This window comes from Staphylococcus saccharolyticus (assembly GCF_900458815.1).
Lineage (GTDB): Bacteria > Bacillota > Bacilli > Staphylococcales > Staphylococcaceae > Staphylococcus > Staphylococcus saccharolyticus.
The window spans coordinates 1,000,843-1,023,325 of sequence record NZ_UHDZ01000001.1 but is presented as its reverse complement, the minus strand read 5'-3'; the positions used below and the strand labels follow the sequence as shown (position 1 = coordinate 1,023,325).

Below are 22,483 nucleotides of genomic sequence, written 5' to 3'. Positions count from 1 at the left end.
TTAAATTTCAAAATCGTTTACTATTTTTAAGTTGATTTTCTGCATAAAAAAACACCAGTTCAATGCGAACTGGTATCACTTAAACTAATCAATTATATATTGTCTACAACTGTACCTTTGTCACCCCACTCATTCATACCACCTTCTACATTGATGGCATGAATACCTCGCTCCTCTAAACACTCAACTACTTTTGCGCTTCGTCTACCCGCAGCACAAATAATATAGTACGTTTCATTTTTGTTAAATTGATTTAAATTATCATGAATTTGATCCATAGGAATCGTAGTAGCTCCTGGTATTACTCCCATTGTTGTTTCTTCATTTGTACGTACATCTACAATATGAATTGGATTAGAATCTAATACTTTTTTCTTTAATTCATCTACTGAAATTGACTCCATTTAATAGCTCTCCTTTAACTTATTTAGCAACTATATTAACTAGTTTTTGAGGTACAACAATAACTTTTTTAACTTCTTTACCTTCAATACTCATTCTAACATTATCATTTGCTAACGCTAAATCTTGCATTTCTTCTTTAGATAAATCTTTAGGAATATTTAATTTAGCTCTTACTTTACCATTCACTTGGACTACTATTTCAACCTCATCATCTATTAATAAGCTTTCATCAAAAGTTGGCCAAGGTTGATAAGTAATTGTTTCATTATGTCCTAATTTCTGCCATAATTCCTCACAAATATGTGGTGCTATAGGCGCTAACATCTTTACAAAACCTTCAATATAAGGTTTATAAATTTCATTAGCTTTGTAGCAATCATTAATAAATACCATTAATTGACTAATTGCTGTATTAAATCCTAATGTATCAAAGTCTTCTGTCACTTTTTTAACAGTTTGGTTATATACTTTATCTAATGATTGGTTATTAGAATCAACAATTTTATTATTGATAGATCCATCATCAGTAACTATTAATCTCCATACACGATCTAGAAATCTTCTTGACCCATCTAAGCCATTTTCACTCCATGCGATAGCTGCATCAAGTGGCCCCATAAACATTTCATATAAACGAAGTGTGTCAGCGCCGTGTGAAGATACAATATCATCTGGATTGATGACATTTCCTTTAGATTTACTCATTTTTTCATTACCTTCACCTAAAATCATTCCTTGATTATATAATTTTTGGAATGGTTCTTTAGTAGGTACTACTCCTAAATCATATAAAACTTTGTGCCAGAATCTAGCGTATAGTAAATGGAGCACAGCATGTTCTACCCCGCCAATATATAAATCTACTGGTAACCAATGTTTCAATTTTTCTGGGTCGGCAATCATTTTGTCATTATGAGGATCAATATAACGTAAATAGTACCAACAACTACCTGCCCACTGAGGCATAGTATTTGTTTCGCGTCGGCCCTTCATACCTGTTTTTTCATCAGTTACATTCACAAAGTTATCGATGTTTGCAAGTGGTGATTCTCCAGTACCTGATGGCCTAATTTCGTCTGTTTCTGGTAAAAGCAATGGCAGATCTTCTTCTGGCACAGTTGTCATCGTGCCATCTTCCCAATGAATAATTGGAATTGGTTCACCCCAATAACGTTGTCTACTAAATAACCAATCACGTAATTTATAATTAATCTTTTTCTTACCAGCACCTTTTGCTTCTAATAATTCAATTGCTTTACTAATTGCATCTTCATTTTCAAGACCATCCAATTCACCAGAATTAATATGTTTACCTTCACCAGTGTATGCTTCTAAGTGAACATCTCCACCCTCAATAACTTCTATAATAGATAAATCGAACTTTTCAGCAAATTCATGATCTCGTTCATCATGACCAGGTACTGCCATAACTGCACCTGTGCCATAAGTTGATAATACATAATCAGCAATCCAAATTGGTAAACGTTGCCCAGATAGTGGATTAATTGCATATGCACCTGTAAATACGCCAGTTTTACCTTTAGCTAAGTCAGTACGTTCTAAGTCGGATTTCTTAGAAGCTTCAGTTTGATAAGCTTTAATTTCTTCTTGCTTATCAGAAGTAGTAATTTTATGTACTAGTGCATGTTCGGGACTTAATACTATAAAAGAAGTACCATAAATTGTATCCGGACGTGTCGTAAATACTTCAATTTGATTATCAGATCCTTCTACATTGAAAGTAACTTTAGCTCCTTCTGAACGTCCAATCCAATTTCTTTGCATATCCTTAATTGATTCGGGCCAATCAAGTTCATTTAAATCTTCGAGTAATCTATCAGCATATTCAGTAATTTTAAGCACCCATTGTTTCATAGGCTTATGATATACAGTGTGTCCACCGCGTTCTGACATACCATCAACCACTTCTTCGTTAGATAAAACTGTACCTAAAGCAGGGCACCAATTAACAGCAACTTCATCAACATATGCCAAATCTTTATTATAAAGTTGAATAAAAATCCATTGTGTCCATTTATAGTATTCAGGATCTGTTGTATTGACTTCTCTGTCCCAATCGTAACTGAAACCTAATTCTTGAATTTGTCGTTTGAACGTTTGTACATTTTTTTGAGTAAATTTTCTTGGATCATTTCCAGTATCTAAAGCATATTGTTCTGCTGGTAATCCAAAGGCATCCCACCCCATTGGATGAAGCACATTGTACCCTTGCATACGTTTATAACGTGAAATAATGTCAGTTGCAGTATAACCTTCTGGGTGTCCTACGTGTAATCCTGCACCTGATGGATAAGGAAACATGTCTAATGCGTAAAACTTCTTTTGTCCTAAATTATCGCTCGTTTTAAATGTTTTATTCTCTTCCCAGTAATCTTGCCATTTTTTTTCAATTTCTTTGTGATTGTAATTCAACACATTTCCTCCTAATTCATAAAAAAGACACCCCCACTATTATATTTTTGTTTAGGGACGACCATTATACCGCGTTACCACCCTAATTCGCTCATTTGAGCGCACTTCATTTTAATAGTTGAGATGTCTTATTTAATGATATAAAAGTAATTTAGTCCTTAACACTAGCTCTCACCTTTGCCAGTTCTCTGTAGAAAAGCCTCTAATTACTTATTATTATACGCTTTTAATATTATGGTATAAAAGCTATGAATGCAAGTAGTTAATTATATTTAAGCATTTACATTAAGCGTTATGACGTTGCTTACGTTTTCGTCTTGGTTCTCTTTCAGGCTGATTATCATTATAATCTTTAGGCAAACCTCTATCAAAAAGTCCAAGGAAAATAAGTCCAAAACATAATAAGACAATCATACCAATAAACATCATACTCATATTAAAGGTATCTACAAGAACACCACCAATAAATGGGCCAAAAGCTTTTCCTACAGTAGATGCTGAATTTACAAATCCTTGATATTGACCTTGTTTTCCTTCAGGTGCAAGTTTATTTGCAATGGTTGGGACAGCTGGCCAAACAAACATTTCTCCAAATGTAAGAATAACCATGCCCACAACGAAAATCGCAAAATGATTTGCAAAACTAGTCACTAAGAAAGAACTCATGAAAACTAAAATACCTACTAACATTTGACGCTTCAAATTGCCCCTTAAAATTACAATGATTGGTCTAATTAAAGGTTGAGCAACTAATATCATAATACCATTTATTGTCCACAACACACTGTATTGAGACATTGAGATATTAATTGATTGCGTAAATGAAGCAATAGATGTTTCCCACTGAATATAAGCTATCCAACATATTGCAAACATCGCACAAATTAACATCATTGCTGTAAAACGTTTTTTATTCTCTTTACTTTTTAAATCAATGGCGTCTTGATGTTTAAATTTCACATGTATTTCTAAATTGAATTGAGTAATTGCTACAATTGCAAAAAGAACATACATTATTAAGTTTGCTAAAAATATATAGTTAAAACTCAACTCAGCAACGAAGCCACCGAGTGCTGCCCCCAAAGCAACACCAATATTTTGTGCTAAATAGATTGCATTAAATGTTTGGTGACCACCATTCGGCCACACAGCCCCAGCCATAGCATAAATAGCTGGAACGATCATGCCACCACCAAATCCTAATAGAACAAGCCACACAGCATACCATGGCCATCCATGAAAAATATTCAGTAAAGTGGTACTGCATAAACAAGTAACTGTACCTATTAAAATGGTTTTATAACCACCAAGTTTATCAAATAAGGTGCCGCCTAGTAAGTTACCAACTACCATACCAAACGAGTTAATCATTAAGACGATACCAGCAATTGTAAGGCTTTTATGAAGTTCTTCCTTCATATAAACAGTATTTAAAGGCCACAAAAAACTGGCACCAGTTATATTTAACGCCATACCTATAACTAGCCACCATACTGATTTAGGTATATTCATATATTGAGTCCCTCTCTTTATGTTTTTCTCAATCTACATTAGACACTATAACACTAAAATATGTTAAAATCTGTATTTAGAACTTATATAGAAAGGAAAATGTATTATGGGTAACTATTTCCCGTATGCTTTCGAAAATAAACGATATCACACATGGAATTATCATTTAAAAAATAAATTTGGTCAAAAAATATTTAAAGTTGCATTGGATGGTGGCTTTGACTGTCCTAATAGAGATGGCACTGTGGCTCGCGGAGGATGTACATTTTGCTCCGCGGCTGGTAGTGGGGATTTTGCAGGAAATAGAGTTGACCCTATTGAAGTTCAATTCCAAAAAATCAAAGAACGTATGCATGAAAAATGGAGTGAAGGAAAATATATTGCATACTTCCAAGCATTTACTAACACTCATGCTCCTGTTGAGGTACTTAAAGAGAAATATGAACCTGTACTCAAAGAAGAAGGTGTCGTAGGCTTATCAATTGCTACAAGACCTGATTGCTTACCTGATGATGTAGCTGAATATTTAGCTGAACTTAATGACCGTACATATCTGTGGGTTGAATTAGGTTTACAAACCGTCCATCAAACAACTTCTGATTTAATTAACAGAGCTCATGATATGCAAGTATATTACGATGGTGTTGCTAAATTACGCAAACACAACATTAATGTTTGTGCCCATATTATCAATGGTTTACCAGGTGAAGATTATAACATGATGTTGGAAACAGCTAAAGAAGTTGCTCAAATGGATGTACAAGGAATAAAAATCCACTTACTTCATCTTTTAAAAGGAACTCCCATGGTGAAACAATATGAAAAAGGTATGCTTAAATTTATGAGCCAAGATGACTATACAAATTTAGTGTGTGACCAACTTGAGGAACTTCCACCAGAAATGATAGTTCACAGAATAACAGGCGACGGACCTATTGATTTAATGGTAGGACCAATGTGGAGTGTTAATAAATGGGAAGTCTTAAATTACATTGACGATGAATTAGCTCGTAGAGAATCATATCAAGGCAAAAAATTTAACCAACAGGTAAAACCATGAAATTACAACGCATTCTTTCCTTCTCAAAAACTTTAATAGACATGCATGTAAATAAAAATAGTTTTGTTATCGATGCAACTTGTGGAAATGGAAACGATACCTTATATTTAGCCAGTAAAGTACCAGATGGATATGTTTATGGTTTTGATATTCAACAACAAGCTATAAAAAACACTAAAGATAAAGTTAAAGATTATCAGAATGTAAAATTAATTCATGATGGACATGAAAAAGTAAAAAAGTATATTCCTGAAAGTGATTATGGAAGTATTGATGTCGCAATCTTTAACTTAGGTTATTTACCAAAAAGCGATAAATCTGTTGTCACTAAACCCGATACAACTATCGAAGCAATTAACAATATTTTTGATATTTTAAGTGTTGAAGGTGTAATTATTTTAGTCATATATCATGGTCATGAAGAAGGTAAATTAGAAAAAAAAGCTTTAATGTCATATTTGAAACATCTTGATCAAAATGATGCACATGTTTTGCAGTACCAATTTATTAATCAAAAAAACAATGCGCCTTTTATTTGCGCAATTGAAAAAAGACGGTAATCAAAGAGAGCACATTCATTGCATCTAACAATAAGAATGCTCTCTCTTTAATAATTAAATATAATAAAAAACTAGTTATACTGCTAAAATTGATTTTAAACTATTTTGCATCGGTTGAGATTTATTAGAAATAGAATCACCAATGAAATTCAATAAATCTTCTTTCTTTGAGTTCTGCTTGTCATTATTCGGTTTAAATTAAAAGCATTCAAAACATTCCCTATTATTAAATTGAACGTGTTAATTTAAAATCAATTTTAGTCCGTAAAAGACAAATAGACTAGAAGAAAATAACCAATCTTCAAATCGAAATTTCGCTTATATTATTTATATAAACAAAATATATCAAGTTCACAATTAAAATGCAATGTTTTTGTGAAAACTTTCTATTAAAATTTAAATTTGTATTTTATTTTAAAACCAATCTAAATTTTAATTGTAACTAAATTAAAAAAAGGACTAACTCATTGGTTAGTCCTCATGTCTAATTTAAATATCTTCGACTTCTTCTTCTTTTACTACAAATCCCATAGTATTCACACTATTATTTAAGAACGTTAAAACATATCTCATTACTTGATCTCTTTCAGGTTCATTTTGAATTTCATGGTATAAACCATCCCAAGCTTTAAAGTATAATTCATTAGATTTAAATTTATCTTTAAATTCACAAATCGCTGTTGTTTCTAATATTTTGTCTTTTGTACCATACATAATCATAGTTGGTAATGACTTAATATCTTTAATATGATCCATTGTTTCTTTCATTTTCTCATTAATGAGATTATACCACCGATAGGTTACCTTTTTTAACATCACCCCATCATTATCTATTTCTTCAATAATTTCTTCATTGCGAGTTAAATCCTGTGAAGTAATACCAACTTTAAAACGAGTATCTTTTGACACTTTTCCTATGTTAGATATGATTTTATTCTTACGTCCTTTACCTGTTTTTCTAAGTTCTAACATTGGAGAAATTAGTATCATACCTTCAACAGGTAAATCTACCTTTTCTAACAAGTTTAAAATAATTAATCCACCTAATCCAACTCCAAAAACGAATGTAGGTATTTTATATTCATTTGCAATTTTGATCCATTCTAATAAATGTTCATGATATGTATTAAAGTCATCAATTTGACCTTTTTTGGCACGCGAAGTTTGTCCCTGACCAGGCAAATCGCCCATAATTACGTGATAACCATTTCTTCTCAACATTGTAATAACATATGCATATCTACCAGTATGTTCTAATATATTATGAGCAATAACTACAACGCCTTTAGCATCGCTTTCCGTTTCCCACTTCCACATTCTACGATTGCCCCTTTTTATTTATTCTTCAACAATATAATTATAACAAAACTACCTTATTAAATGCTATTTTCAGCTTTAATTTGTAACTTCATTTAATTGAGATTAAGTTTACGTTTAAACATAATCAACTTGTAAATATACTCAAGTACTATCTATCATCATATTGTAAACGCTTTCTCAAAAATAAGTTTCATGGTACACTATTTTAAAATCTACTAGTTTAATGTCATGGAGGTATAACATATGTCCCTTTTTAGAAATTTCTTTATCATGTTATCTAATAATACTTATTTAAATGAGGTTGCTAAAAGAGTCGGACCTCAAATGGGTGCAAATCGTGTTGTGGCAGGCAATACAATTCCTCAATTAATTGAGACAATTCAGTATTTAAATGATAATAAAATTTCAGTTACAGTAGACTGTTTGGGAGAATTTGTTAATTCAAAAGAGGAAAGTCTGAGTGCTAAAGCGCAAATTTTAGAAATTATTGAAGCAATTCATTCATACGATGTGAAGGCACATATGTCAGTTAAAATAAGTCAACTTGGGAGTGAGTTCGATTTAGATTTGGCCTATAAAAACATGAGGGAAATTCTTCTTAAAGCAGATGAATGTGGGAACATGCATATCAATATTGATACAGAAAATTATGACAGCTTACAAAAAATTCAATATGTTATTGATAAACTTAAAGGAGAATTTAATAATGTAGGAACAGTGGTACAACCATATCTTTATGAAGCGGAAAATTTAATAGATAAATACCCTGATTTACACTTACGTATAGTCAAAGGTACTTATAAAGAAAATGAATCTATTGCCTATCAAACCAAAGATCAAATCGATGACAATTATATTTATATTATAAAAAAACGCTTGTTAAATGCACATAACTTTACTTCAATCGCTAAACATGATGATAAAATCATCAATCAAATTAAACAATTTATGAAAGAAAATCATATTGAAAAGGAACAAATGGAGTTTCAAATGCTTTATGGTTTTCGTTCAGAATTAGCACAAAGCATTGCAAACGAGGGCTATCATTTTACAGTTTATGTACCTTATGGTGATGACTGGTTTGCATATTTTATGAGAAGACTTGCCGAAAGACCTCAGAATTTAACACTTGCCTTTCAAGAATTCGCTAAACCGAAAGTTCTTCAAAAAGTAGGTTTATGTATCAGTATAATGTCAATTATCGGTGCACCCTTTATATTAGCAACAAAACTGTTTAAAAAGTAACAACAGAAGATGGCACAGAGAAATTCACTTACCATTATAACTTCTCTATGCCATTTTGCGTTGACTATATTTGTTTAATTAAATTAGCCATTTCGATAGCACTAACTGCTGCTTCTAAACCTTTATTTCCTGCTTTTGTACCTGCTCTTTCAACAGCTTGTTCAATACTTTCAGTAGTTAAGATACCAAAAATAACCGGTACCTCAGATACATCATTTACTTTAGAAACTCCCTTAGCTACTTCATTACAAACATAATCATAGTGAGAGGTAGCTCCTCTAATTACACAACCTAATGTAATGACCGCATCATATTTCCCTTTTTTAGCTAACTTTTTAGCAACTAGAGGAATTTCAAATGCACCAGGTACATGAGCAACATCAATTTGTGCTTCATCTACTTCATGACGAATTAAAGTATCTTTTGCACCTTCTAATAAGCGTCCAGTTATAAAATCATTAAATCTGCTTACTACTATTGCTATTTTTAAATCCTTACCGACTAATTTACCTTCAAAATTCATATTTAAGTCCTCCTAAATTAAATGTCCCATTTTAGTTTTTTTCGTTTCCATATAACTGTGATTATGCTGAGTTTCAGGAACGATAAGTTCAATTCTTTCTTCAATATCAACGCCATATTCATTTAATCCTTCAAACTTTTTAGGATTATTACTTAATAATCTTATTTTACTAATATCAAAATATTTTAATATTTCAGCAGCAATATGATAATCTCTTAAATCTTCATCAAAGCCTAAAGCAAGGTTAGCAGTTACCGTATCATAACCTTTTTCAATTAATTCATATGCACGTAATTTGTTCATTAAGCCAATACCACGACCTTCTTGTGGGAGATAAATAATCATACCACCGTTTTCTTCTATATACTTCATAGATGCTTCAAGTTGTGCACCACAGTCGCAACGTTGACTATGAAATATATCACCAGTTAAACAAGCAGAGTGAATACGTACATTGGGATTTTCATTCACATTACCTTTAGCCATTGCCACAATTTCTTCATCACTATAATCAATGGTAAAGCCATACATTTCAAAATCACCAAAATCTGTAGGCATTCTTACTTTAGCATTGAGTTTAACATGTGACTCAACTTGCTTACGATAATCAATTAAACTTTCAATAGTAATCATCTTTAATTGATGACGTTCTTTAAAGGCTTGTAAATCCTCTCCTTTAGCCATTCTGCCATCATCATTCATAATTTCACAAATAACTCCAGCTGGTTTGGCACCTGTTAAACGAGCTAAATCTACTGCCGCTTCAGTATGACCATTACGAGTTAAGACACCATTATTTTTAGCTATCAATGGAAAAAGGTGTCCTGGACGATTAAAGTCTTTTGCAGTCGATTGCTCATCGATTAAAGCTCTTGCTGTTACCGTACGCTCATATGCACTAATACCAGTGGTTGTTGTATAATAATCTACACTTACCGTAAAATGTGTTCCAAAAACATCAGTATTATTATTTTCCATAGCATTTAAGTTTAATCGTTTAGCAATGGTTTCATCTACTGGAGCACAAATCAATCCACGGCCTTCTTTAGCCATGAAATTTATTGTGTCATCAGCCATCCACTCTGTAACTGCCACTAGGTCTCCTTCATTTTCTCTATCTTCATCGTCAACTACAATAATGCTTTCACCATTTCTTAAAGCTCTTATAGCCAACTCAACTGTATCGAATTGCATGACAAATTCCTCCTAAAAACCAAATGCTCTCAATTTATTTTCAGTAAGTTCTGTTTTATCTTGTTTCATAATGTTTTCTACATATTTAAATAATACATCTGTTTCTAAATGCACTGAATCGCCTACTTTTTTAGAAGATAATATCGTAGACCTGCGTGTTTCAGGAATAAGATGAATATCAAATGTGCGCTCATGAAGATCAAATACAGTAAGACTTACACCATCAACTGTGATTGAGCCTTGTTTAACCATTTGATTAAATATATTTTTTGAAGTTTTAATTGAAATAATTTTTGAGTTAGCTGATTCATTAATTTTAGAAATTGTTCCAAGTTCGTCAACATGCCCTAAAACAAAATGTCCTCCGAATCTACCGCTACCACTCATAGCTCTTTCTAAATTCACTTCTGAATTGCGTTGTACATCACCAAGATAAGTTTTACTTTCAGTCCCTTTGATAACTTCGACAGTAAAGCATGTGTCATTAAAATTAATGACTGTTAAACACGCCCCATTCACACTAATTGAATCACCAATGTGCATGTCGGCTAAAATTTTATTAGCTTTAATTTCAATTGTTCTCACTGATTGCTCGGAGCGAACTTGTTGTACGGTACCAATTTCTTCAACGATACCTGTAAACATAAACCATTCACTTCTTTCGTAATTTCAATTTTATATTTTGGTTAATTAACTTGGAATCAACAATTTCAAACTGAGTAGCTTCTGGCAAATCAATCACTTCATCTGTTTTAAAGAATTGATGTTTACCTGAACCACCTATTAATTTCGGGGCTAAATAGAGAATAAGTTCATCTAAATGATGAGATTGGAGAAATTGTGAAGTTGTACTTGGTCCTGTCTCGACTAGCAGCTTACCGATACCACGTTGATATAAATCTTTTAATATTTCAGTTGTATCGCAATCTTTCATATATATAACTTTAATATGATTTTCATCATTTTTTAATTTTTTATTTTCTGTATAAATCCATATCTCAGATGCAGTATCTTTAAATAATTGTTGTTCAAAATCAAGCTCTCCGGATTTGGTGAGTATGATTCTAATTGGATGTTTTCCATCTGGAACTCTTGTAGTATAAAGTGGATTATCAGCTTCAACGGTTCTTCGTCCTGTTAATACTGCATCATGTTCATGCCTTAGTTTATAGACATCCTCTTTAACTTGTTTGTTCGTAATCCACTTACTTTCATCAAAGTCAGTGGCTTGTTTTCCATCTAAACTAGATGACACTTTAACTGTTAATTCTGGTATTTGATTTCTTTTTGCAGTAAAGAAATCCTTATAAAGGTCAGCCGCTGCTTCATTAAATTGAAATTCAACATCTATACCTGCTTCTTTTAATATATCGTCACCTTTAGTTACTAAAGTCGTATCCTTAACAGCATATATTACCTTTTTAATACCAAACTCAATAATTTTATTGACACATGGATGTGTTGAACCATGATGTGTACAAGGTTCTAATGAAACGTATATCGTAGCTCCTTCTGCTTGAATTCCAGCCATATCAAGCGCTTGAACCTCTGCATGTTTGTCACCCTTCATTAAATGAGCACCTAAACCAACAATTCTACCTTCTTTAACTACAACTGATCCTACTGGTGGATTAATACCAGTCTGTCCATTCACCATTTGAGCAAGTTGAATGGCATAATTCATAAATCTACTCAATTTATCACCTCAATAAAAAAGTCCTTATACCTGGAATATAAGGCATAAGGAGATTAATGTATCTTTAAATAAGCCTATTCATATAAATATGTTTGGACACACCTATACAAATCTGCTTATCGTTACACTTTTTTGTGCATGTCGATAGTTTACCTTCTTTCTCCCATCCAGACTTTAACTGTCGGCTCTAGAATTTCACTAGATCAGCCACTAACACAAAATTACGTTAGCAGGTCACAGGCTTGATTTACTGCCGGTTGGGAATTACACCCTGCCCCGAAAGAATGATATGAAATTGTTATTGGTTAATTGAGTATTGTAGTTCATTACTACATATAAAATCTTACTATAATTATTTTAAAAAGACAATTTAATAGCTTAATTCAGAACAAACTATTGAATCCTAACGTAAATCAGTTAAATTATTTATCCAATTTTTGTTGCGTTAAATATAAATGAGAAACAGTATCAACTACTTGATCCACTATCATTTTAACGCCATTTCGAAGTTTATTAACACCATTAGTCATCTGGCCTATAGCAATTACATTTGTTAATGTACCATATCTCGGACTAATAACTTGATTAGTCTCAGGTATGATTTGTATACCGCCCATTGGATGAGGTTGTACAATGCGTCGATTTTCAAGATTAAGAAGCAACCGATCATCTTCATCTAATTGAGATAAATGAGTTTTAGGACCCGTCGCATTGATCACTATGTCAAATATATCAAAACTGTGGTCCTCATCATTAAACTTTAAGACAAACTGCTCATTATCATAGATGACATCATGTAATCCTTTCTTAATTTCAAGTGATCCATCTTGTATTAAATTAATAAGTAGATTGGCTGTTCTTGGAGGCATGGGATTCGAATTGAGTTGAATAATTTTTGAATATTTTCTATTAAAAGCTTCCTGATCCTTAACACTTAAACTATTCCATATCCAATTTAGATTCTCTTTTAAGTGTTCAATTAAACTTTGAAAAACACCCATCTCTTCATCATATTGTAAGTCATATTCTAAATCTTTAATATGATCTCCAGTTCTTCTACTAATTAATTTTTGAAAATCAATGTTATAATCTTCACATTCTTTTAAAAACAATGCGACTGCTTTATCTAGAGGAACATTACCATAATAAGTTTTCTTTATACCGTTAAAATGCCCTTGAGTTAAATGTGTAAATTGAACATCAACCATTTTCCCTCTCACACTAGGCAAAGCTGCTGAACGACTTGTCATAGTAATTGGTAAATTTGGATGATAGGCAGTTACATATCTAACTGCATCTAAACTTGCAAGTCCTGTTCCAATAATAGCAATTCGATCTAAGTCTTTAACTTCATCCAATGTATTATAAGTTGGATATGGTGTTTGAATATACCCACTTTTACCTTTTAAATTATATGGATCATGGTAACTAAAAGTACCAAATGTTAAAAATAAATAATCATATTCTCTCCATTCTTTTTCATCTTCACATGTACACACATAATAATTTAAATTTGTATTACCAATATTTGATTGGGTAAAAATCTCTTTAACCTTATTATTGATGACAGTTAAGTTTTCATATTGTTCATTATAATAAGATAGATAAGACTTCATATAATGACCAAAAACATATCTCGGTAAGTATTGAGGATTTTTGAAATTAAACTCTGTTTGTCCTTGATACCATTTCCAAAATTCTTCATCATCATCTAGATTTAAACTCAATTTCCTTGATGGCATATTAATTAGCAATTCACTGCTATCATTTTGAAATGGTACACCTTGTCCCATATTCTTTTTATCGTCATATACATCAACTCTTAATTTTGAAAAGTTTTCATGTTTTACTAATTGACGTAACACACTTACGCCTGCAGTACCCATACCTATTATTGCTACACGCATTGTCTCATCATCCTTTTATATATCTATATTTATTAATATTATCAATTTATGAAAAACTTAAATTTTATATACTCTATTAATATATCCTTTTCTATTTGCTTTTAATCTAAAAAAGATATGCTAAAATCAATTTTATGAGGTGAAAAATATGAAATTCATTACTAAAGTTATCATTGCATTTGTCATATTGTTCGCATGGTTATCAAATAAAAACAAAGCCAAATAATCTATGTTTGAAAGTCTATAAAAAAGCACCCCAAAAAGTTAGATTTTGAGTCCAACTTTTGAGGTGCACGTCAATTTCACAAAGAATGTTGATTCATATTATTTTTGATGTTCTTTATCATCTTTATAAACATATAATTTGAAGTATTTTCCTTCAGTTTTCATATTTTTATAGAAGTCTGCAATAATGTTCGCATTACTTTCAGCCCATTTGATATCTGTTGCATATTGATGTTCTCCAGGATTTTTTGGATTCCATCTCATACTATATAAAGTGTTTTGATCTTCATGAGATAAGAAATGTCTATGAATGAAATCTGCACCACCATAAATTGCTTTCTGAGGTGTGTCCCAGCCATGTTTCTTAGCATATTGTGCACCTGTCTTAACAGGATCACTATCTAATGCGCCTACACCATAAAAATTATAATACTTTTTACCATCAATTTCTACACCATTCGCAAGTTCACTTTTAGCTGAGCCAGTTTCTAATAATGCGTGAGAAATAAGATAAACTTCATTTACATGTTTAGCTTTAGCTGCCTTTAAGAAATCATTAGTATGTTCTAATAAAATTGGTCTATCAAATAACATACGTTTAATTCTATTTTTATCAATACCTTGATATTTAGATAAATCTAAGAATTGATATTTTTGTTTATTATTATCAATGAATTTACTACTATCCATTGCAGTTTTAATTTCAGTATCTGACGCATCTCGCCAAGCGGTATTCACCTTATTAGATACTTGTTGGCTCGTATAATTATGTATTTGCTTCTTAGCTGCCTTATCAAGAGTTTTATCCAACTTTTCCACTTTCTCAACTGGCTTAACATGTTTAAAGAAAATTTGATCTGAAATCATTGAAAAGAAGATAAAACTAGCAACAACAAATACTATAAGTAATCCTACTATAGCTATAATAGAGCCCTTCTTGTGCTTAATCATATTCACACCTCTTAGGTCAATGTTGTTAAACTATTCAGTTCTATTACGATAATAAAGTTTAGCATTATTAATTGATATTCACAATTTTATATCTGTATTGTTACAAATTCATAAATAAATAGTAATAAAATTGAAATTTAAAAAAGAGGTCGATTTCCATAAATAATATTTTAGCTTTTTCTATAACAACATAGCATATATTTTTTATCTCGATTTAAAAAGGCAAGCAAACTATGAATTCTTATACTTAATTGAGCCATGCCGATGATATTAAATAAAGTACCACTTAAATTTGTCTATATGGAGCACATTATAAACTCTTCACACTATATCCACAACTAAATGCATGTCAATTATTGTTATAGCTAAGATTTTTAATTATAAAATTAAAAATAACGTCAAATGTAAACATCCTAATTATTATGGTTATTAACCTTATATTCTATACTTAAATTACTACGATTTTTGATAGTCCATTATAATGAAACTAACAGCTTGGGAACGATTTTTGTAATAATATTGATTTAAATCGATAGTTCCTTCAATCTCACCATCTCGATATTTCATTTCATTTGTAAAATTATTTATCATAACGAAATCTGAACGATCTCTTATCACATCTAAATCATCATTGCGTGCAAAGAAATGTTCTAAATTTAAGTGTGCGTAATCCATTCTTCCCCCCCTTTTAATCATTCATATCAATAATGTTATATTCATCATTTGAAGTCTTACTTATGTTAAATTATTGTGCATTTATTAAGTCTATGCTTACTATTTAACACCTTATTAGTCAATTACGCAAATGATAATTTTTATAAGTATAAGTTAATTTTAGTTTATCCGGAAATATAGTTTATGCGCATAAATAGGAGTACAATACATGAAATTTAAAGAAGCATACGAAAAATATAACAAAATAATACATTATTTGTTAAAAAGCTACCAAATCACTTATAATTATGATGAATTTTATGAATGTTTACATATCAAAATGTGGCAACTCATACTTAACTTCGATGAACAACAATCTTCCTCATTACACAGTTACCTATTTATTCGACTAAAATTTTATTTAATAGATACATTTAGAAAAAAAGTCTTCGATTAGATACGTGTAATATCGACATCCTTAATCACATTGACCAAGTGCCTACGACCACTATCAATGATTCAAAACTTCTATTAGAAGAATTAACTCGACACCTATCTCCTCGCGAACATCTTTGGTTATCACTTTTCCTTCAAGGTTACAAACAATATGAAATTGCCCAATTAATGAATTTATCTCCGTCTACTATTAAAAAAATTAAATCTGCAACTAAGTTTCATTTACAACTCCACTTGAAAAAATGATAAAGGAATGAATAACATGAAATGTATGTCTACACAAGATGTTCTCTACGTTCAAACTGCAATTTCTTCAGAAATTACAACGCTAATTCAACACGCTTTGTATCAAATCACATTACCTTCTCAACTGAAAAACGATTAATTACCTTCTAAAATTACATCAAAAAAATTATCAAAATCAAATTGCATTGGCTAAAAAAATCTGAAATACTAATAAACTTATACCAATTTATATTAATTCAGACACAATTTTATTTCCACTTACACCAAAACGTGCATCAATCAAATATTACATTAGATGAGGTTACGCTTTTCTCCTTAAACACATATCGTTTTAAATACTGATGAGAGAATTTAATAGGTTTGTTGTAATCAACATTTTCATTGCCACTTTTTTGAATCAGTCTTTCATTCAATTGCTTTTCTTCCTTAGAATTTAAAAACCACAATTGTTTCTTTACTTTTTCATTAAATAAATTTTTATTCATTATATAGGATTCTCTCCTCAATTTTTAAGACTCTAATAAATCATATATGAATTATAGTAACCTTTCAATGTAGCTTTTATATATCTTTAAACATTAAAAGCAATCTAGCTTGACTATATATCATTGCTAGATTGCTCTTTGATTTTTATTAGTTTATAAAATAGATAAACCTGAACTTTGAATATCTTTAGCAAATCCTTTAACAGTGTCTACAGAAAGTTCTTCAATATCACGGCCTAAATTGTTGTTTACTTTTTTAACGACATCAGATGGGCACGTAATGATATCAGCACCAATTTCATCAGCTTGTATTACATTAATAACCTCTCGACAGCTTGCCCAAAGTAATTTGACTCCCTTTTTACTGTGCGTCACTTTAACTGACTCTTTCATCAATGGTAGTGGATCAACACCCGTATCTGCAATATGTCCTGCAAAGACTGAAACATAAGTAGGAACTCCCTCTTTCACTGCTTCTATTATATCTTTAACTTGTTCAATTGTATAAACGACAGTGATATTTATTCTCACGTTATCTTCAGATAAACGTTTAATAAGAGGTAATGTTGACTCACCTTTAGTTGTCACAATTGGAATTTTAACAAATATGTTATCTCCATATTGCTTTAAAATCTCAGCTTCCTTTTCCATTGTTGTTAAATCATCTGCAAAAACTTCAAATGAAATCGAAGCATCAGGAATCTCTTTCACTGCTTCTTCAGCAAAAGCTTTGTAATCAGTTACACCAGCTTTAGCCATTAAACTTGGATTAGTCGTAAAACCATCTACAAGTTTATTTTGATATGCTACTTTCATTTCTTCAATATCTGCACCATCTGCAAAAACTTCAATATTTAATTTTGTCATGTTATTTCTCCTCCTGAAGTTCACATGTACAACAATAATTCATATGTAATTATAAAATTATGTATATATATTCAAATAATGGTAAGAATTATGGTTAACACGGCTTTGTAATTAAATATTTATATCATGGCAACGTGATGGAAGCGAATAATTTGCATTTATATTAAAATGGAAACATCTATTTAAAATTTATTTTCGCTATTCTTATTTTCTAAAAATGTGATAATATATTGGAATAATGTATAGCATGGAGGTAACATATGTCACGTTCAAAAAAATATTTCTATCTAAGTTTAATAACTCTAATTGTTAGTTTTTTCTTTAATACTAATAATACGTTATTAAGTCATATATTTAGCTCTTTTATGAAAGTTATGATTGCTACTAGCTTAGTAAATATTATCATTCTGATTATAGCTATTATTTTTGCGGATAAATCAATCAAATATTCTAAAGAAAGTAACGATTGGATTAAAGTTGCAAGCAAACTTTTACCCATTATCATTTTAATTGTGATTATCATTCATATTTTTTCTTCATTACATACTTTCGGATTTATTTTTTAAGTAAAAAGAAGATATTTTAAATTCAATTATTTGAGGTGAAATAACCATGCAATACATATATGTATTTATAAGTGGAGCTATAGGAGCATTCATTCGTTATATTTTATCAATACTTAATCATGGATCAGTCATACCTTTTGGTACTATTATTGCCAATCTATTAGGTGCTTTTTTCATGGGATTTATTGGAAGTTTTGTAATATCTTATTTTAAGAAGTACCCAATTATTAAAAAAGGATTGACTACTGGATTTTTAGGTGCATTAACTACTTTTTCGACCTTTCAATTCGAGCTCGTAACTCTATTTGAGCAACAACATTTTATTGTACTATTAGTATACGGTTTAACAAGTTATTTGTTGGGTGTTCTTTTGTGTTATGTCGGTGTCACAATAGGAGGTAAATTATCATGATTATTGCACTCCTAGTTATGGGAGGAGGAGGGATTGGTGCTGTATTAAGAGCTTTCGTTACAAATGTGTGCCAACGTCATTTTAATTCGTCTATACCAATTACTACACCAATCGTAAATATATTAGGTAGTTTTTCAATTGGTTTAACGATGGGAACTGCAATTTCAAATCATTGGCTGTCCCCTCTCTTTATAACAGGTGTACTTGGCGGTTTAACAACATTTTCTACTCTCTCATCTGAATTAGTAAAAATGTTAACGCCTAAATTTAGAATTTTACATTTTATAGGATACTCAATTTTGCAATTTATTATCGGTTTTATCGCTTGTTATATTGGTTTTCATATTTAAAAAGTAATAATCAAAACTCACCGAAATCACTTATATATATTTAAAATTTAAATATATGTATTAAAGCCACGGTAAGAAAAATTTTGTTAGTCACTCATAAAGCTAGAGTTTTAGTCTAACTTTTGGTGTGCCTATCAGTTTTACCTACCAGGGCTTTTTACTCATTTATTTTTCATTAAATTCCAATGGATGAGGGCCTATTCTTTTATCTTTATTGATCGATTCTTTCCATCTGTTCTTTGGTCAATTCAAAATTAAAGACATTTAGATTATCTTCAATACGACTAGGAGTTACAGACTTAGGAATAACCACTACATTATGTTGTATATTCCATCTGATAATTACCTGAGCTGGTGACTGTCCTATTTCTTTAGCTATTTCATTAACTGTATCATCTTTAAGAATCTCACCATTCATTAGTGGAGACCATGATTCCATAACGATACTTTGTGCCTCTAAGTATTTACGTAATTCGTTTTGAGTCAAATATGGACGAAACTCAACTTGATTAATGACTGGTTTTATTGAAACTTGAGCGAGTAACGCTTCAAAATGTTCAGGAGTAAAGTTACTTACACCAATATTTTTTACTTTATTTTGTTTATATAAATCTTCCATAGCTTGCCAAGTATCAATCATCACAGCTTCATTTGTACCAGGCCAATGCATAAGATATAAATCTAAATAATCTAATCCTAATCGTTGAATAGAATTTTCATAAGCATCTTCAACATTATTACGTTCATAATCTTCAAGCCATAACTTTGAAATGATAAATAACTCTTCTCGTTTTAAACCTGTAGATTCTAATGCCTCTTTGATGCCTTGACCAACCATCTCCTCATTCCCATAGACCTTCGCAGTGTCTATACCTTCTGTATCCATTCTCAATCGCATGTTTAACTGCATTTTTACATTCATCACTATTTTCATCTCATTCACTCCTTAAATACTTCAAACTGATAGTCATGTGTTTTCTTATTCAATACCCCTTTTTTAATAAAATAAAAACTCTCAAACATTAACGTATTAGAAAATGTTTGAGAGTATATAGTATTGATAATTACAAATATCTTTATGATTTAATTCTATTTTTAATTGAATGACTCAATCTTGTCCATAATATGTTGTAAATCATCAACATTATATTGAATACGACCATGGAATACAAACTTATTAAAGAATTCATCTAATTGTTCTGATCCTACTAATACTTTAACATTTGATGATTGCGCATAATGAGATATTGTAACATCACCTTCATTTTTAGGATTAAAATATAAAATGGAAGTTGGCGTATATTTGGTATTTAATTCATTTTGTAAATCACCAGCAAGTTGCTCAATACACTTAATCTTTTCAGAATAATTCACAAATGTTAAAGATTGTTGATCATCATTTTGATCTAGCACTAATGTTTGAGGTGTTGATTCATCTAAATCAAGTGTCTGGAAAACTTGAGACATAGTTGGTAATTCTTTGAATTGAGTAGCGCTTATTCCACTATAAACGTGACCTTTTAGTAATTGAGAATCGATAATATATAGACCCGTTCTTGTTAGCACAAGATGGCTCACACGTTCTATATTATTGAATTCATTACTTGGCAAGAAAATATTGGCCATGATGTACATATCTTCTGGACGAATTCTTTTTTCTTTAACAAGTCTTTCACGAATTCCAATTAATCTCATATCAGTGACATATTCACTTTGATTTTTTGAGAAAAGTTTTAACGCATCTATTTCGCGATTTTTTGTACTAACTGTCGCTTCATAATCCTCTTTTTGTTTCGTGACAGCCTTTTTGTTTTCTACTCTTTCTTTTTCCAAGGCTTCCTCGTGGGATTCTTTCATATGTTGCTCTTTTTCTTTATAATATGCTTCTGTTCGTACTTTAACTTTTTTCTTACTACTATGTGCAAATAAAAAAAGTATAAAGAATAAAATAGCTACAATAATCGCAACAATTAAGCCTATAACTATTGGTGAAGATAAACTCATCACAACAACTCTCCTTTAACCATTTCAATAACTTTTATTATAATAGAAAAATTACTGTTTTTCGACATTTAAACTAATTTTCTTTATACCCTAATAATAAAAGCTATTTTGATTCGACAGCATCTTGAAGTAAATTCACTTTATCTAGTTTCTCCCATGGTAGTAAAACATCTGTACGTCCAAAATGACCATATGCAGCGGTTTGTTTATAAATAGGATGTTTTAAATCTAACATTTTAATGATACCTGCAGGTCTTAAATCAAAATGATCTCTTACTGCCTCAACTAATTGAGCTTCTGAAACCTTTCCAGTACCAAATGTATCAATAGATATTGAAACAGGTTCGGCTACACCAATCGCATACGCAAGCTGAACTTCACATTGATTAGCTAATTCTGCAGCAACAATATTTTTAGCGACATATCTTGCTGCATATGCTGCTGAACGATCGACTTTAGTAGGATCTTTTCCACTGAAACAACCACCACCGTGTCGAGCATAACCACCATAAGTATCTACAATAATTTTACGCCCTGTTAAACCAGCATCGCCTTGTGGTCCTCCGATAACAAAACGTCCAGTAGGATTAATAAAGAATTTTGTATGTTCATCTAATAAGTTTTCATCAACAGTTGGATAAATGACTTGTTCTTTAATGTCTTTCTCTATTTGTTCTAATTCTACGTCCTCAGCATGTTGTGTAGAAACAACAATTGTATCAACACGTTTAGGTTGGTCATCTTTATCATATTCAACAGTTACTTGTACTTTACCATCTGGACGAAGATAATCTAAAATTTCATCCTTACGTACATCTGATAAACGTTTTGCTAATTGATGAGATAAATAAATTGGTAAAGGCATATAGGTGTCAGTTTCATTCGTTGCATATCCAAACATTAACCCTTGATCACCTGCACCTGTAGCTTCTATCTCTTCTTCAGAAATATCATTACGATATTCAAGCGCTTTATCCACACCTTGTGCAATATCTGGAGATTGTTCATCAATAGCAGTAAGTACAGCCATCGTTTGGAAATCATAACCAAATTTAGCTCTTGTGTACCCTATATTTTTGATTGTTTCTCTAACAACCTTTGGTATGTCTACATATGTTGAAGTTGAAATCTCTCCAGAAATAAGTGCCATTCCAGTTGTTACCGTTGTTTCACAAGCCACTCGCGCGTTTGGATCATCTTTTAGAATTTCATCTAAAATAGCATCGGAAACTTGGTCAGCTATCTTATCTGGGTGACCTTCAGTTACTGATTCTGATGTAAATAATCGTTTATTATAAATCATGTTTTGCTCCTTTTAAAATTAATTACGAAAATTCTCTATAATATATGAGCTAAATAAAAGAGCCTTCTTCACTATAAAGATAGAGAGAAGGCTCTTAAACGTCCATTCG

Annotated in this window: 22 protein-coding genes, 3 pseudogenes and 1 riboswitch; of the genes and pseudogenes, 8 read left to right on the top strand and 17 right to left on the bottom strand. The window is 31.1% G+C overall.

What is annotated here, in order from left to right; all coding sequences use genetic code 11:
* Positions 1–92: 92 nt before the first annotated feature.
* The 3 genes from DYE57_RS05085 to DYE57_RS05075 all read right to left on the bottom strand — a co-directional run bounded on the left by DYE57_RS05085 (position 93) and on the right by DYE57_RS05075 (position 4,350).
* The gene (locus DYE57_RS05085) at positions 93–404 is read right to left on the bottom strand and encodes a rhodanese-like domain-containing protein (protein ID WP_115313101.1); all 312 of its coding nucleotides are present in this window, start codon (positions 402–404) and stop codon (positions 93–95) included.
* A gap of 19 nt (positions 405–423) precedes the next feature.
* Entirely contained in the window at positions 424–2,841 is a 2,418-nt protein-coding gene (leuS, locus tag DYE57_RS05080) for a leucine--tRNA ligase (RefSeq protein WP_185802526.1), read from the bottom strand.
* Positions 2,842–3,123: 282 nt separating this feature from the next.
* Positions 3,124–4,350, bottom strand: a complete 1,227-nt coding sequence (locus DYE57_RS05075; RefSeq protein WP_115313099.1) for an MDR family MFS transporter — start codon at positions 4,348–4,350, stop codon at positions 3,124–3,126.
* Positions 4,351–4,456: 106 nt separating this feature from the next.
* Here DYE57_RS05075 and mnmL point away from each other — a divergent pair, with 106 nt between their 5' ends.
* Together mnmL and mnmM are read left to right on the top strand one after the other, a co-directional pair.
* The gene (mnmL, locus tag DYE57_RS05070) at positions 4,457–5,410 is read left to right on the top strand and encodes a tRNA modification radical SAM protein MnmL/YtqA (RefSeq protein ID WP_115313098.1); all 954 of its coding nucleotides are present in this window, start codon (positions 4,457–4,459) and stop codon (positions 5,408–5,410) included.
* The gene (gene mnmM / locus DYE57_RS05065; RefSeq protein WP_115313097.1) at positions 5,407–5,970 is read left to right on the top strand and encodes a tRNA 5-(aminomethyl)-2-thiouridylate-methyltransferase MnmM; all 564 of its coding nucleotides are present in this window, start codon (positions 5,407–5,409) and stop codon (positions 5,968–5,970) included. Before mnmL ends, mnmM begins: the two co-directional genes overlap by 4 nt.
* 75 nt (positions 5,971–6,045) lie before the next feature.
* On the opposite strand, the pseudogene DYE57_RS05060 reads toward mnmM, so the two are convergent.
* Together DYE57_RS05060 and DYE57_RS05055 are read right to left on the bottom strand one after the other, a co-directional pair.
* Positions 6,046–6,156: pseudogene (locus DYE57_RS05060) on the bottom strand (transcriptional regulator); the annotation flags it as partial.
* A 303-nt stretch (positions 6,157–6,459) separates the two neighbouring features.
* Entirely contained in the window at positions 6,460–7,287 is an 828-nt protein-coding gene (locus DYE57_RS05055; protein WP_115313096.1) for an alpha/beta fold hydrolase, read from the bottom strand.
* Between the two features lie 246 nt (positions 7,288–7,533).
* On the opposite strand from DYE57_RS05055, the gene DYE57_RS05050 reads away from it, so the two are divergent.
* Entirely contained in the window at positions 7,534–8,535 is a 1,002-nt protein-coding gene (locus tag DYE57_RS05050; protein WP_115313095.1) for a proline dehydrogenase family protein, read from the top strand.
* A 64-nt stretch (positions 8,536–8,599) separates the two neighbouring features.
* On the opposite strand, the gene ribH is transcribed toward DYE57_RS05050, so the two are convergent.
* The 7 genes from ribH to DYE57_RS05015 all read right to left on the bottom strand — a co-directional run bounded on the left by ribH (position 8,600) and on the right by DYE57_RS05015 (position 15,706).
* The gene (gene ribH / locus DYE57_RS05045; RefSeq protein WP_115313094.1) at positions 8,600–9,058 is read right to left on the bottom strand and encodes a 6,7-dimethyl-8-ribityllumazine synthase; all 459 of its coding nucleotides are present in this window, start codon (positions 9,056–9,058) and stop codon (positions 8,600–8,602) included.
* Between the two features lie 12 nt (positions 9,059–9,070).
* Positions 9,071–10,252, bottom strand: coding sequence for a GTP cyclohydrolase II (ribA, locus tag DYE57_RS05040; RefSeq protein WP_115313093.1), 1,182 nt, complete (start codon positions 10,250–10,252; stop codon positions 9,071–9,073).
* A gap of 12 nt (positions 10,253–10,264) precedes the next feature.
* On the bottom strand, positions 10,265–10,897 hold the full coding sequence (gene ribE / locus DYE57_RS05035; protein ID WP_115313092.1) for a riboflavin synthase: 633 nt from the start codon (positions 10,895–10,897) through the stop codon (positions 10,265–10,267).
* A gap of 7 nt (positions 10,898–10,904) precedes the next feature.
* On the bottom strand, positions 10,905–11,948 hold the full coding sequence (gene ribD / locus DYE57_RS05030; RefSeq protein WP_115313091.1) for a bifunctional diaminohydroxyphosphoribosylaminopyrimidine deaminase/5-amino-6-(5-phosphoribosylamino)uracil reductase RibD: 1,044 nt from the start codon (positions 11,946–11,948) through the stop codon (positions 10,905–10,907).
* 151 nt (positions 11,949–12,099) lie between these two features.
* Positions 12,100–12,236: riboswitch (FMN riboswitch) on the bottom strand.
* Between the two features lie 134 nt (positions 12,237–12,370).
* Positions 12,371–13,855 (bottom strand): FAD/NAD(P)-binding protein, encoded by a 1,485-nt coding sequence (locus tag DYE57_RS05025; protein ID WP_115313090.1) that lies wholly within the window; start codon positions 13,853–13,855, stop codon positions 12,371–12,373.
* Positions 13,856–14,179: 324 nt separating this feature from the next.
* A complete protein-coding gene (gene sagB, locus DYE57_RS05020; protein WP_115313089.1) occupies positions 14,180–15,031 on the bottom strand; it encodes a peptidoglycan release complex glucosaminidase SagB in 852 nt (283 codons plus the stop codon).
* A 456-nt stretch (positions 15,032–15,487) separates the two neighbouring features.
* The gene (locus tag DYE57_RS05015) at positions 15,488–15,706 is read right to left on the bottom strand and encodes a hypothetical protein (RefSeq protein ID WP_115313088.1); all 219 of its coding nucleotides are present in this window, start codon (positions 15,704–15,706) and stop codon (positions 15,488–15,490) included.
* Between the two features lie 208 nt (positions 15,707–15,914).
* On the opposite strand from DYE57_RS05015, the pseudogene DYE57_RS05010 reads away from it, so the two are divergent.
* Positions 15,915–16,387: pseudogene (locus DYE57_RS05010) on the top strand (sigma-70 family RNA polymerase sigma factor).
* Positions 16,388–16,394: 7 nt separating this feature from the next.
* Positions 16,395–16,526, top strand: a complete 132-nt coding sequence (locus DYE57_RS12595; RefSeq protein ID WP_256728378.1) for a hypothetical protein — start codon at positions 16,395–16,397, stop codon at positions 16,524–16,526.
* 136 nt (positions 16,527–16,662) lie between these two features.
* On the opposite strand, the gene DYE57_RS05005 is transcribed toward DYE57_RS12595, so the two are convergent.
* Positions 16,663–16,872 (bottom strand): hypothetical protein, encoded by a 210-nt coding sequence (locus DYE57_RS05005; RefSeq protein ID WP_115313087.1) that lies wholly within the window; start codon positions 16,870–16,872, stop codon positions 16,663–16,665.
* Between the two features lie 153 nt (positions 16,873–17,025).
* Entirely contained in the window at positions 17,026–17,739 is a 714-nt protein-coding gene (locus DYE57_RS05000; protein ID WP_115313086.1) for a transaldolase, read from the bottom strand.
* A 260-nt stretch (positions 17,740–17,999) separates the two neighbouring features.
* On the opposite strand from DYE57_RS05000, the gene DYE57_RS04995 reads away from it, so the two are divergent.
* Genes DYE57_RS04995 through DYE57_RS04985 form a run of 3 tightly spaced genes read left to right on the top strand, consistent with a single transcriptional unit; the run spans position 18,000 to position 19,067 of the window.
* Entirely contained in the window at positions 18,000–18,305 is a 306-nt protein-coding gene (locus DYE57_RS04995; protein ID WP_115313085.1) for a hypothetical protein, read from the top strand.
* A 46-nt stretch (positions 18,306–18,351) separates the two neighbouring features.
* On the top strand, positions 18,352–18,717 hold the full coding sequence (gene crcB / locus DYE57_RS04990) for a fluoride efflux transporter CrcB (protein WP_115313084.1): 366 nt from the start codon (positions 18,352–18,354) through the stop codon (positions 18,715–18,717).
* Positions 18,714–19,067: a fluoride efflux transporter FluC gene (locus tag DYE57_RS04985; protein WP_115313083.1), complete on the top strand. Its 354-nt coding sequence runs from the start codon at positions 18,714–18,716 to the stop codon at positions 19,065–19,067. The genes crcB and DYE57_RS04985 overlap by 4 nt, the downstream gene beginning before the upstream one ends.
* Positions 19,068–19,232: 165 nt before the next feature.
* Here DYE57_RS04985 and DYE57_RS04980 read toward each other — a convergent pair.
* From DYE57_RS04980 to metK, 3 genes and pseudogenes are all read right to left on the bottom strand, one after another.
* A pseudogene (locus tag DYE57_RS04980) lies at positions 19,233–19,999 on the bottom strand (aldo/keto reductase); the annotation flags it as partial.
* A 163-nt stretch (positions 20,000–20,162) separates the two neighbouring features.
* A complete protein-coding gene (locus DYE57_RS04975) occupies positions 20,163–21,071 on the bottom strand; it encodes a hypothetical protein (RefSeq protein ID WP_115313082.1) in 909 nt (302 codons plus the stop codon).
* Positions 21,072–21,174: 103 nt separating this feature from the next.
* Positions 21,175–22,374 carry a methionine adenosyltransferase gene (metK, locus tag DYE57_RS04970; RefSeq protein ID WP_115313081.1) on the bottom strand — a complete coding sequence of 400 codons (1,200 nt, stop codon included), beginning with the start codon at positions 22,372–22,374 and terminating at the stop codon, positions 21,175–21,177.
* Positions 22,375–22,483 lie beyond the last annotated feature (109 nt).

Bases quoted from the DNA above. Each gene is read 5' to 3' on its own strand.
- DYE57_RS05085 (WP_115313101.1), bottom strand. From the start codon at position 404: ATGGAGTCAATTTCAGTAGATGAATTAAAGAAAAAAGTATTAGATTCT.
- DYE57_RS05075 (WP_115313099.1), bottom strand. From the start codon at position 4,350: ATGAATATACCTAAATCAGTATGGTGGCTAGTTATAGGTATGGCGTTA.
- mnmL (WP_115313098.1), top strand. From the start codon at position 4,457: ATGGGTAACTATTTCCCGTATGCTTTCGAAAATAAACGATATCACACA.
- mnmM (WP_115313097.1), top strand. From the start codon at position 5,407: ATGAAATTACAACGCATTCTTTCCTTCTCAAAAACTTTAATAGACATG.
- DYE57_RS05055 (WP_115313096.1), bottom strand. From the start codon at position 7,287: ATGTGGAAGTGGGAAACGGAAAGCGATGCTAAAGGCGTTGTAGTTATT.
- DYE57_RS05050 (WP_115313095.1), top strand. From the start codon at position 7,534: ATGTCCCTTTTTAGAAATTTCTTTATCATGTTATCTAATAATACTTAT.
- ribH (WP_115313094.1), bottom strand. From the start codon at position 9,058: ATGAATTTTGAAGGTAAATTAGTCGGTAAGGATTTAAAAATAGCAATA.
- ribA (WP_115313093.1), bottom strand. From the start codon at position 10,252: ATGCAATTCGATACAGTTGAGTTGGCTATAAGAGCTTTAAGAAATGGT.
- ribE (WP_115313092.1), bottom strand. From the start codon at position 10,897: ATGTTTACAGGTATCGTTGAAGAAATTGGTACCGTACAACAAGTTCGC.
- DYE57_RS05025 (WP_115313090.1), bottom strand. From the start codon at position 13,855: ATGCGTGTAGCAATAATAGGTATGGGTACTGCAGGCGTAAGTGTGTTA.
- sagB (WP_115313089.1), bottom strand. From the start codon at position 15,031: ATGATTAAGCACAAGAAGGGCTCTATTATAGCTATAGTAGGATTACTT.
- DYE57_RS05015 (WP_115313088.1), bottom strand. From the start codon at position 15,706: ATGGATTACGCACACTTAAATTTAGAACATTTCTTTGCACGCAATGAT.
- DYE57_RS12595 (WP_256728378.1), top strand. From the start codon at position 16,395: ATGAATAACATGAAATGTATGTCTACACAAGATGTTCTCTACGTTCAA.
- DYE57_RS05005 (WP_115313087.1), bottom strand. From the start codon at position 16,872: ATGAATAAAAATTTATTTAATGAAAAAGTAAAGAAACAATTGTGGTTT.
- DYE57_RS05000 (WP_115313086.1), bottom strand. From the start codon at position 17,739: ATGACAAAATTAAATATTGAAGTTTTTGCAGATGGTGCAGATATTGAA.
- DYE57_RS04995 (WP_115313085.1), top strand. From the start codon at position 18,000: ATGTCACGTTCAAAAAAATATTTCTATCTAAGTTTAATAACTCTAATT.
- crcB (WP_115313084.1), top strand. From the start codon at position 18,352: ATGCAATACATATATGTATTTATAAGTGGAGCTATAGGAGCATTCATT.
- DYE57_RS04985 (WP_115313083.1), top strand. From the start codon at position 18,714: ATGATTATTGCACTCCTAGTTATGGGAGGAGGAGGGATTGGTGCTGTA.
- DYE57_RS04975 (WP_115313082.1), bottom strand. From the start codon at position 21,071: ATGAGTTTATCTTCACCAATAGTTATAGGCTTAATTGTTGCGATTATT.
- metK (WP_115313081.1), bottom strand. From the start codon at position 22,374: ATGATTTATAATAAACGATTATTTACATCAGAATCAGTAACTGAAGGT.